Raw genomic sequence first — 6,209 nt, forward strand, 5'->3', positions numbered from 1 at the left:
GCCGGGGCCATGGTCTGGGCCGTCGCGATCGCGGCCAGGACCGCGCCCGCCTTGTTCAGGCACTCGTTGTCCTCGGCCACCGGGTCCGAGTCGGCCACGATGCCGCCGCCCGCCTGCACGTACGCCACCCCGTCGCGGATCAGCGCGGTGCGGATCGCGATCGCGGTGTCCGCGTCGCCCGCGAAGTCCAGGTAGCCCACGACGCCGCCGTACAGGCCGCGCCGGGTCGGCTCCAGCTCCTCGATCAGCTCCATCGCGCGCGGCTTCGGCGCGCCGGACAGGGTGCCCGCCGGGAAGCACGCCGCGACCGCGTCGAACGCGGTGCGCCCCTCGGCCAGCTCGCCGCTGACCGTGGACACGATGTGCATCACGTGGCTGTACCGCTCGACCTTGAAGAAGTCCACCACGGTCACCGAGCCCGGCTTGCACACCCGGCCCAGGTCGTTGCGGCCCAGGTCCACGAGCATGAGGTGCTCTGCGCGCTCCTTGTCGTCGGAGAGCAGGTCCTTCTCCAGCAGCGAGTCCTCCTCCGGGTCCGCGCCGCGCCACCGGGTGCCCGCGATGGGGTGAGTGGTGGCCTTGCCGTCCCGGACCGTGACCAGCGACTCGGGGCTGCACCCGACGATGTCGAAGTCGTCCAGCCGCAGCAGGTACATGTACGGGCTGGGGTTGGAGGTGCGCAGCACCCGGTAGACGTCCAGCGGATGGGCGGTGGTCTCCATCTCGAACCGCTGCGACAGCACCACCTGGACGGCCTCGCCCTCCCGGATCGCCGCCTTGGCCCGCTCCACCACGGCCTGGTGCTCCGCGGAGGAGCGCCGCCGGGTGAACTCCGGCTTGGGCCGGGAGAACACGGCGGTCGTGGCGGGCGCCGGGTTGTGCAGGTCCTCGGTCATCACGTCGAGCCTGCGCACGGCGTCGTCGTAGGCCGCGTCGACCCGCTCCGGGGTGTCGTCCCAGTTGATCGCGTTGGCGATCAGCGTGACGGTGCCCTCGTGGTGGTCGAGCGCGGCGAGGTCGGTGGCGAGCAGCATGACCAGCTCGGGCACCTTCAGGTCGTCCTCGGCCAGCGAGGGCAGCCGCTCGAGGCGGCGCACCGCGTCGTAGCCGATGTAGCCGACCATGCCGCCGGTCAGCGGGGGCAGGCCGGGCAGCGGGTCGGTGCGCAGCACCTCGATGGTCTCGCGCAGCGCCGCCAGCGGGTCGCCGCCCTCGGGCAGCCCGACCGGGTGCTGCCCGGTCCAGTGCGCCTCGCCGCCGGTCGCGGTGAGCGCGCCCGCGCACCGGGCCCCCACGAACGACCAGCGCGCCCACGAGCGGCCGTTCTCCGCCGACTCGAACAGGAACGTGCCCGGCCGGTCGGCGGCCAGCTTCCGGTACAGCCCGACGGGGGTCTCCGCGTCCGCGAGGATCCGGCGCACGACAGGGACGACCCTGCGCTGCGCGGCGAGTTCGCGGAACTCCTCGCGGGTGGGACTGACCTCGCCGAGCCCGACGCCCGCACCGATGACGCTCACCATGCCGCCATTGTCCCCGGTCCGGCTCGCGGGGCGGGCAACCGGGGTGCGACCATTTCACCCGACGTTGAAACACGTCCGGGCCGGGCGGGTCGGGCGGAGCTGGTGAGGCGGTCGCGCGGTGGTTGCGGTGGACGGCGGTGAGCCGAGGCGCCGGGGACGGCGCGCGGGTGGCGAGGACACCAGGGGCGCGCTGCTTCAGGCGGCGCGCGAGGTGTTCGTCGAGCGCGGCTACGAGGGCGCGACGGTGCGGGCCATCGCGGCGCGCGCGGGCGTGGACGCCGCGATGGTCAACCACTGGTTCGGCGGCAAGCAGGCGCTGTTCGCGAAGGCCGTGCTGCAACTGCCCGCCGACCCGGCGGAGATCGTCCGCCGGGTCGCCCAGGGCCCGCCCGAGCTGCTGGGCGAGCGCCTGGTGCGCACGTTCCTCGGGGTGTGGGACGCCACCGGCGGCGGCGCGTTCTCCGCGCTGGTGCGCAGCGTCGCCGGGCACGAGCAGGTCACCGGCGCCCTGCACGACCTGTTCATCAAGACCGTGCTGGGCCAGGTGATGCGGGCGTTCGAGGTGGACCGGCCCGAGCTGCGCGCCACGCTGTGCGCCTCGCAGATGGTCGGCCTCGGCATGGCGCGGTACGTGCTGGAGTTCGAGCCGCTGGCGTCGGCCGACCCCGAGGCGCTGGTCTCGGCGGTCGGACCGACGCTCCAGCGCTACCTCTCGGGGGAGATCGGCGCGGGGGAGATCGGCGCGGGCGGCATCAGCGAGGTCGCGTCGAAGCAGGTGTGATCACCGGTGTGGCAGGCCGCGCCGGTCTGGTCCACGGTCAGCAGCACGGTGTCCCCGTCGCAGTCCAGCCGCACGTCGTGCACGCGCTGGGTGTGCCCGGAGGTCTCGCCCTTGACCCACAACCGGTTCCGGCTGCGGGAGAAGTAGGTGGCGGTGCCGGTGGTGAGGGTGCGGTGCAGCGCCTCGTCGTCCATCCAGGCGACCATCAGCACCTCCCCGGTGCCGCGCTGCTGGGCGACGGCGCACACCAGCCCGTCCGCGTTGCGCTTGAGCTTGGCGGCGATGGCGGGGTCGAGCATCAGCTGGCTCCGGAGAAGTGGTCGCGCGCGGGGCGCGTGTTGAGCAGGACGGCGACGAACACGTGCGCGGCGGCGATCACCGCGCTGGCCAGGCGCACCCAGACCGGGGTGGGGCCGAGCACGACGAGCAGGTGGACCAGGCCGAACAGCAGGAAGACGGCCATGCCGCCGAGCCTGGCCGGGCGGACCCCCTTCCACAGACCGGCGACGACGCCCAGCTCGATGACGGCCACCGCGATGGGCAGCACGAGCGAGGCGCCTGCGGGGTCGACCAGCAGCTGGAGGGCGGCGACCAGGACGAACGCGACCGCGCTGCCGCCGCCGAGCAGGATCGCGAGGCGGACCTCGGTGGTGGCGGGCATCAGCGGACCTCCACCCCGGCGTCGCGCAGCGAGCCCTTGACCTGGGCGATGCTCAGCTCGCGGAAGTGGAAGACGCTGGCCGCGAGCACCGCGTCCGCGCCCTCGGCGACGGCGGGCGGGAAGTGCCCCGGCTCGCCTGCTCCCCCGCTGGCGATCAGCGGCACGTCCACGACGGCGCGCACCCGGCGGATCAGCTCCAGGTCGAACCCGGCCTTGGTTCCGTCGGCGTCCATCGAGTTGAGCAGGATCTCGCCGACGCCCAGCTCCTGGCCGCGCTCGGCCCACTCGACGGCGTCGATGCCGGTGCCCCGGCGACCGCCGTGCGTGGTGACCTCGAAGCCGCTGGCCGTGGGGGCCTCGCCCGCGGGGACGCGGCGGGCGTCGACCGACAGCACGACGCACTGGGCGCCGAAGCGGCGGGACAGCTCGCCGAGCAGCTCGGGGCGGGCGATGGCGGCGGTGTTCACGCTGACCTTGTCCGCGCCGGCGCGCAGCAGCCTGTCGACGTCCTCGGGGGCGCGCACGCCGCCGCCGACGGTGAGCGGGATGAAGACCTGCTCGGCCGTGCGGCGGACCACGTCGTAGGTGGTCTCGCGGTCGCCGGAGGAGGCGGTGACGTCGAGGAACGTCAGCTCGTCGGCGCCCTCGGCGTCGTAGAGCTTGGCGAGCTCGACGGGGTCGCCCGCGTCGACGAGGTTGGTGAAGTTGACGCCCTTGACGACCCTGCCCCGGTCCACGTCGAGGCAGGGGATCACGCGCACCGCTACTGACATGCGGTCGAGCCTACGGGGCCGGGTGGGCGGGTCCGGCGGGCGGCACGCGGGGCGCGCGCCCGCCGGGGTCAGCGGCTGGCGAAGCGGCGCAGGCCGTCCGCGATGCCCGCGGTGGTCAGCTGCCCGGTGACGACGGCGTGCACGAACTCCTCCGCGGCGTCCACGTCCAGGTCCTCGGCCAGCGGGTGGCCGTTGACGCCGAGGAACACCCAGGTGGCGTTCCAGGACAGCCGCTTGTTGCCGTCGACCAGGGGGTGGTTGCGGCCCAGCGACTCCATGAGCGCGCCCGCCTTGGCCCAGACGTCCGGGTAGGCGTGCTCGCCGAGCACGGTCGTGGCGGGGCGGGCGGCGGCGGACTCCAGCAGTTCGGTCGAGCGCACCGGCGCGCCGCCGCCGACCAGGGCCTCGGCGATCTCCAGGAGCTCGCCGGGGGTCAGGGCCTCGAAGTCCTCGCTCATCTCGCCAGCCTCCGGTTCAGCTCCTCGCTGATCCGCAGCACGCGTTCCAGTTCCTGTCGCTTCCGCTCGTCCACGCGACCCATCCTGCCCGCGGGCCCCCGTGATCCCCGTACGGTTTTTCGCATGGACCTAGCCGAGGGCAAGTACCTCCTCCTGACCACCTTCCGCAAGAACGGCGACGGGGTCCCCACACCGGTCTGGTTCGCGGGCGAGGGGAGCACCGCGTTCGTGTGGACCGTCGCCGAGTCCGGGAAGGTCAAGCGCATCCGCCGCAGCGGGGACGTGCTGGTGGGGCCGTGCGACGTGCGCGGCAACCCGCTGGGCGAGTCCGTCCCGGCCAGGGCGGAGCTGGTGGACGGCGCCGAGACGGACCGGATCCGGGAGCGGATCATCCGCAAGTACGGCGTCATCGGGCGGTTGACGATCCTGGGGAGCAAGCTCCGCCGGGGCAAGAAGGGCACGGTAGGCATCAAGATCACGCTGTCAACCTGAGGTTGACGACGCGCCATGCGTCAACCTAGAGTTGACGCATGGCGCTCGTGCAGCTCACCGACCTCATCGTCGACGTCGCGACCAGGCACGTCTCACCGCTGGAGCGGCTCACGGCCGCGGTCGACCTCAGCTCGCGACTGGACGAGCTGGGCGACCACCTGATCGGGCACTTCGTGGACGAGGCCCGGCGCTCGGGGGCGTCGTGGACCGAGATCGGCGAGAGCATCGGGGTGTCCAAGCAGGCCGCGCAGAAGCGCTTCGTGCCCAAGGAATCACCCGATCTGGGCAAGCCCTCGTTCGACCGGTACACCGACCGGGCGCGCAGGGTGGTCGCGCTGGCCAAGCACCACGCCAGGCACAGCGAGCGCATCGGCACCGAGCACCTGCTGATGGGCCTGCTCGACGAGCACGGCGGGCTCGGGGCCAGGACCGTGGCCAAGCTGGAGGCCTCCGAGGGCACGACCCGGCTGGCCCTGCTGGTGGAGCTGGAGAAGGAGTCCGGCAAGCGGCCCGACCCGCAGCCGTTCTCCGCGAACTCCCGCAAGGCGCTCGAACTGGCCGTGCGGGAGGCGCTGCGGCTGGCTCACACGTTCGTGGGCACCGAGCACCTGCTGCTGGGGCTGCTGGCCGAGGGCGACGGCGCCGCGGCGCGCGTCCTCGACTCGACCGGGGTCGAGCGGGACGCGGCCGAGCGCCACGTCGTGGCCGAGATCACCGCCGCGATCAGCCGCGGACCGCGCTCAACGCCTCGGGCAGGGTGAACGCGCCCGCGTAGAGGGCCTTGCCGACGATCGCGCCCTCGACGCCGTCGCGGGTCAGCTCGGCCAGCGCCACCAGTTCGGCGACGCTGGACACGCCGCCGGACGCGATGACGGGGGCGTCGGTGCGGGCGCAGACCTCGCGCAGCAGGTCGGTGTTCGGGCCGGTCAGGGTGCCGTCCTTGGAGACGTCGGTGACCACGTAGCGGGTGCAGCCGTCGCGGTCCAGGCGCTCCAGGACCTCCCAGAGGTCGCCGCCGTCGGTCGTCCAGCCCCTGGTGGCCACGCGGTGGCCGTGCTCGGTGATCCGCACGTCCAGGCCGATCGCGACCTGCTCGCCGTGGGTGGCCAGCACCTTGGCGCACCACTCCGGGTTCTCCAGCGCGGCGGTGCCGAGGTTGACGCGGGCGCAGCCGGTGGCGAGCGCGGCGGCGAGCGAGTCGTCGTCGCGGATGCCGCCGGACAGCTCGACCCTCACGTCCAGCTCGCCGACGACCCGCGCGATCAGCTCGCGGTTGCCCCCGCGCCCGAACGCGGCGTCCAGGTCGACCAGGTGCACCCACTCGGCCCCGTCGCGCTGCCAGGCGAGCGCGGCGTCGAGCGGGGTGCCGTAGGCGGTCTCGGTACCGGCCTCGCCCTGGACGAGGCGGACGGCCTGGCCGGCGACGACGTCGACGGCGGGCAGCAGGTCGAAGCTCACGGCCCGTGATCGTAATCGCCCGCCTCCACGGGCCCCGCGCCCGGCGTCACCGGGACCCGAGCGACG

The 6,209-nt window shown here is 73.7% G+C and carries 9 protein-coding genes; 3 read left to right on the forward strand and 6 right to left on the reverse strand.

The features are described 5' to 3' along the window. Window positions 1-1,520: anthranilate synthase component I (locus ACTUAL_RS26585; protein ID WP_440902166.1), on the reverse strand; the 1,520-nt coding region annotated here is incomplete at its 3' end. Between the two features lie 118 nt (window positions 1,521-1,638). On the opposite strand from ACTUAL_RS26585, the gene ACTUAL_RS26590 reads away from it, so the two are divergent. After that, the gene (locus tag ACTUAL_RS26590) at window positions 1,639-2,301 is read left to right on the forward strand and encodes a TetR/AcrR family transcriptional regulator (RefSeq protein WP_440902167.1); all 663 of its coding nucleotides are present in this window, start codon (window positions 1,639-1,641) and stop codon (window positions 2,299-2,301) included. On the opposite strand, the gene hisI is transcribed toward ACTUAL_RS26590, so the two are convergent. The 4 genes from hisI to ACTUAL_RS26610 all read right to left on the reverse strand — a co-directional run bounded on the left by hisI (window position 2,226) and on the right by ACTUAL_RS26610 (window position 4,193). Beyond that, window positions 2,226-2,600: a phosphoribosyl-AMP cyclohydrolase gene (gene hisI / locus ACTUAL_RS26595; protein WP_440902168.1), complete on the reverse strand. Its 375-nt coding sequence runs from the start codon at window positions 2,598-2,600 to the stop codon at window positions 2,226-2,228. The genes ACTUAL_RS26590 and hisI overlap by 76 nt on opposite strands. Then, the gene (locus ACTUAL_RS26600; RefSeq protein WP_096496413.1) at window positions 2,600-2,962 is read right to left on the reverse strand and encodes a hypothetical protein; all 363 of its coding nucleotides are present in this window, start codon (window positions 2,960-2,962) and stop codon (window positions 2,600-2,602) included. Before ACTUAL_RS26600 ends, hisI begins: the two co-directional genes overlap by 1 nt. Continuing rightward, entirely contained in the window at window positions 2,962-3,735 is a 774-nt protein-coding gene (gene hisF / locus ACTUAL_RS26605; RefSeq protein WP_096496414.1) for an imidazole glycerol phosphate synthase subunit HisF, read from the reverse strand. Before hisF ends, ACTUAL_RS26600 begins: the two co-directional genes overlap by 1 nt. A 68-nt stretch (window positions 3,736-3,803) precedes the next feature. Next, the gene (locus ACTUAL_RS26610) at window positions 3,804-4,193 is read right to left on the reverse strand and encodes a type II toxin-antitoxin system death-on-curing family toxin (RefSeq protein WP_440902169.1); all 390 of its coding nucleotides are present in this window, start codon (window positions 4,191-4,193) and stop codon (window positions 3,804-3,806) included. Between the two features lie 123 nt (window positions 4,194-4,316). Here ACTUAL_RS26610 and ACTUAL_RS26615 point away from each other — a divergent pair, with 123 nt between their 5' ends. Together ACTUAL_RS26615 and ACTUAL_RS26620 are read left to right on the forward strand one after the other, a co-directional pair. Then, entirely contained in the window at window positions 4,317-4,685 is a 369-nt protein-coding gene (locus tag ACTUAL_RS26615; RefSeq protein ID WP_096496416.1) for a PPOX class F420-dependent oxidoreductase, read from the forward strand. 38 nt (window positions 4,686-4,723) lie between these two features. Beyond that, complete coding sequence (locus ACTUAL_RS26620) at window positions 4,724-5,446, forward strand: Clp protease N-terminal domain-containing protein (protein ID WP_096496417.1); 723 nt, start codon at window positions 4,724-4,726, stop codon at window positions 5,444-5,446. Here ACTUAL_RS26620 and priA read toward each other — a convergent pair. Next, window positions 5,409-6,143, reverse strand: a complete 735-nt coding sequence (priA, locus tag ACTUAL_RS26625) for a bifunctional 1-(5-phosphoribosyl)-5-((5-phosphoribosylamino)methylideneamino)imidazole-4-carboxamide isomerase/phosphoribosylanthranilate isomerase PriA (RefSeq protein ID WP_440902170.1) — start codon at window positions 6,141-6,143, stop codon at window positions 5,409-5,411. The two genes, ACTUAL_RS26620 and priA, sit on opposite strands and share 38 nt — an antisense overlap. Window positions 6,144-6,209 lie beyond the last annotated feature (66 nt).

Source organism: Actinosynnema sp., assembly GCF_052038725.1.